The organism is Inquilinus sp. (assembly GCF_039594555.1).
Taxonomy (GTDB): Bacteria; Pseudomonadota; Alphaproteobacteria; order DSM-16000; family Inquilinaceae; genus Inquilinus.
The window spans coordinates 1-3,290 of record NZ_JBCNNF010000584.1; the positions used below are offsets into that span (position 1 = coordinate 1).

Below are 3,290 nucleotides of genomic sequence, written 5' to 3' on the forward strand. Positions count from 1 at the left end.
CCCTCTAGTTCCGGACACGTAAGACTAGACCCTTGTTTGCCTTCCTCCGAGTGATACCGCCGGCGCGAGCGGGAGGAGTTCGTAATGGACTTCCCGCTCGGCAGCATCACCGAGGTCGAGGTCCAGGACCCCCGGATCCGGATCTCCGCCGGGAGCGGCCTGGTCCTGTTCCCGACCTCCGAGCCACGGGAGCGGATGGACGCCTTCCGCGCGCGGGTGAACGAGCTGCGCCGGGCCCGCGCCGAGCCGCCGGCGGCATAGGGCGGGGCCGATCCTCCCGGGCGAACGGGGCGCCGCGCGACGGCGGTGAATTCCCGGACTCCGCGCGCTAAGCTGCCGCTCCCGCGGAAGCCGGAGCCGCCCGATGAAGTCGCTCCTCGCCCGGCGCCTGGTCCAGGCGGTGCCGGTGCTGCTGATCGTCGTCTGCCTGGCCTTCCTGCTGCTGCGGCTGGCGCCGGGCGACGCCGTCGACGCGCTGGTGGTCGAGATGGGCGGCGGCGATGCCGGGCTGGTCGCCCGGCTGCGCGCCGAATACGGGCTGGACCAGCCCTGGCCGGTGCAGCTCGGCCTCTACCTCGCCCATGTCGCCCGGCTCGACCTCGGCTGGTCGGTCGGCTTCTCCCGCCCGGTGCTGGGGCTGGTGCTGGAGCGGGCGGGCAACACCGCGCTCTTGATGGCCGCGGCCCTGTCGCTCGCGCTCTCCGCCGGCACGCTGCTCGGCGTCGCCGCGGCGCAGAGCCGGATCCGCGGGCGCGGCTGGCTCGACACGCTGCTGACCGGCTTCGGCCTCGTGCTGTACGCCATGCCCGGCTTCTGGATCGGGCTGATGCTGATCGTGGCCTTCGCGGTCAGGCTGCGCTGGCTGCCGCTGGGCGGCATCGCCACCGTGCCCGCCTTCGACACCGGCTGGGCCTATGCGGCCGATGTCGGCGAGCACCTGGTGCTGCCGACCGTGGCGCTGTCGCTGATCTATGTCGCGGTCTACCTCCGCCTGATGCGCGCCGGCATGCTGGAGGTGGCGGGCAGCGACTTCGTCCGCACCGCCCGGGCCAAGGGCCTGCCGCCCGGCCGCATCACCTGGCGCCATGTGGTGCGCAACGCGCTGCTGCCCATGGTCACCGTGTTCGGCATCCATTTCGGCATGCTGCTGGGCGGCAGCGTGGTGGTCGAGAGCGTCTTCGCCATCCCCGGCCTCGGCCGCCTGGCCTTCGAGGCGGTGACCCGGCGCGACCTCAACCTGCTGCTCGGCATCATCCTGGCCAGCGCGGTGGTGACGGTGCTGGTGAACCTCGCGGTCGACCTGCTTTATGCCAGGCTGGACCCCCGGCTGCGGGGAGCGCGATGAGGAGGCTGCATCCCTCCGGTCCGCTCGGATTGCCTCTCCCGCCGGACGCGGGAGAGGTCGGGCTCGCGCCAGCGAGACCGGGTGAGGGCTGGTCCCGGCCTCGACGTCCCCCCCTCACCCGGAGCCGCTTCGCGTCTCCGACCTCTCCCGCAAGCGGGAGAGGCAATCCGAGCATGCGGCCCGGCCGGCGAGGGCGACCATGAGACGCGTCCTCCGCCGCTTCCTGGCCGACCGGGCCGGGCGGCTCGGCCTCGCCGGGCTGGCGCTGGTGCTGGGCATGGCGCTGGTTGCCGGCTGGGTCTTCCCCGGCGACCCGATGGCGATCGTGGGGCCGGCGCGGCTGCCGCCGTTCCAGGACGCGGCGCATTGGCTGGGCACCGACCGGCTCGGCCGCGACGTGCTGGCCGAGCTGCTGCACGGCGCCCGGGTCTCGCTGCTGGTCGGCGCCGCGGCGGCGGTGCTGGCGGTCGGCATCGGCCTGCTGGTCGGCACCACCGCCGGCTTCCTCGGCGGCTGGGTGGACGAGGCGCTGATGCGGCTGACCGAGGCGGTGCAGACCGTGCCCAGCTTCATCCTGGCCCTGGCGCTGATCCTGGTGCTGGGGCCGTCGCTCGGCAGCATCGTCGTCGCCATCGGCCTCGGCGCCTGGCCCAGCCCGGCCCGGGTGGTGCGGGCCGAGGTGATGGCCCTGGCGCGGCGCGACTTCGTCGATGCCTATCGCTGCATGGGCATGGGCTGGGCGCGGATCGCCTTCGCCAAGCTGCTGCCCAACGCCCTGGCGCCGGTGCTGGTGCTGGCCACCGTGATCACCGCCAGCGCCATCCTGATCGAGTCGGCGCTGTCCTTCCTCGGCCTCGGCGACCCGAACCGGGTCAGCTGGGGCAGCATGATCGCGGATGGCCGCGCCGTGCTGCGCAGCGCCTGGTGGCTCTCCGCCATCCCCGGCCTCGCCATCGTCGTCGCCGTGCTCTCGGTCAGCCTGCTCGGCGAGGCGCTGACCGCCGCGCTCGACCCGCGGCGGAGGCGCCGGTGAGCGGGGTGCTCTCGATCCGCGGCCTGACCGTCGACTACCTGGGGGAGGGGGCGGCGGTGCGGGCGGTGGACGGGGTGGACCTCGACCTCGCGGCCGGGGAGACGCTGGCGCTGGTCGGCGAATCCGGCTCCGGCAAGTCGACTGTCGCCATGGCGCCGCTCGGCCTGCTGCCGCCGCAGGCCCGCATCGCCGGCTCGATCCGCCTCGCGGGGGCGGAGCTGCTGGGCCTGGCGGAGCCGGCGCTGCGCCCGGTGCGCGGCGGCCGCATCGGCATGGTGTTCCAGGAGCCGGTGACCAGCCTCAACCCGGTGCTGACGGTGGGCGAGCAGGTGCGCGAGGTGCTGGCGGCGCACGGCGTCTGCCATGGCCGGGCGGCGCGGGCGCGGGCGGTGGAGCTGCTGGCCGAGGTCGGCATCGCCGACCCCGCCGCCCGGGCCGGCGCCTGGCCCCACGAGCTGTCCGGCGGCATGCGCCAGCGGGCGATGATCGCCATGGCGCTGGCGGCGGGGCCGGAGGTCTTGATCGCGGACGAGCCGACCACGGCGCTCGACGTCACCGTCCAGGCCCAGATCCTCGACCTGTTCCGACGCTTGCGCGACCGCCGCGGCATGGCCCTGCTGCTGGTCACCCACGACCTCGGCGTGGTCGCCGAGCTGGCCGACCGCGTGGCGGTGATGAAGGCGGGGCGGCTGGTCGAGACGGGGGTGGCACGGCAGGTGCTGGACGCTCCGAGGCACGGCTACACCCGCGAGCTGCTGGCCGCGACGCTGTCCGTCGACGATGCGCCGCGATGGGCGAGGGGCAAGCCAGCGCTTCAGCCCAAGCCACCCGAGTCCCCCCTCCCCTTGCGGGAGGGGGCCCCTGCCTTTGCAGTTGAAAAAGGTGCTGTTGGCCTGCCACGTTTAGCACGTG

The 3,290-nt window shown here is 74.2% G+C and carries 4 protein-coding genes; all 4 read left to right on the plus strand.

Annotation, left to right across the window (positions count from 1 at the left end; all coding sequences use genetic code 11):
• Positions 1 to 84: 84 nt before the first annotated feature.
• Complete coding sequence (locus ABDW35_RS34455; RefSeq protein ID WP_343718355.1) at positions 85 to 261, plus strand: hypothetical protein; 177 nt, start codon at positions 85 to 87, stop codon at positions 259 to 261.
• 103 nt (positions 262 to 364) lie between these two features.
• Positions 365 to 1,345: an ABC transporter permease gene (locus ABDW35_RS34460; RefSeq protein ID WP_343718356.1), complete on the plus strand. Its 981-nt coding sequence runs from the start codon at positions 365 to 367 to the stop codon at positions 1,343 to 1,345.
• A gap of 199 nt (positions 1,346 to 1,544) precedes the next feature.
• On the plus strand, positions 1,545 to 2,378 hold the full coding sequence (locus ABDW35_RS34465) for an ABC transporter permease (RefSeq protein WP_343718357.1): 834 nt from the start codon (positions 1,545 to 1,547) through the stop codon (positions 2,376 to 2,378).
• Positions 2,375 to 3,290: ABC transporter ATP-binding protein (locus ABDW35_RS34470; RefSeq protein ID WP_343718358.1), on the plus strand; the 916-nt coding region annotated here is incomplete at its 3' end. The genes ABDW35_RS34465 and ABDW35_RS34470, both read left to right, overlap by 4 nt.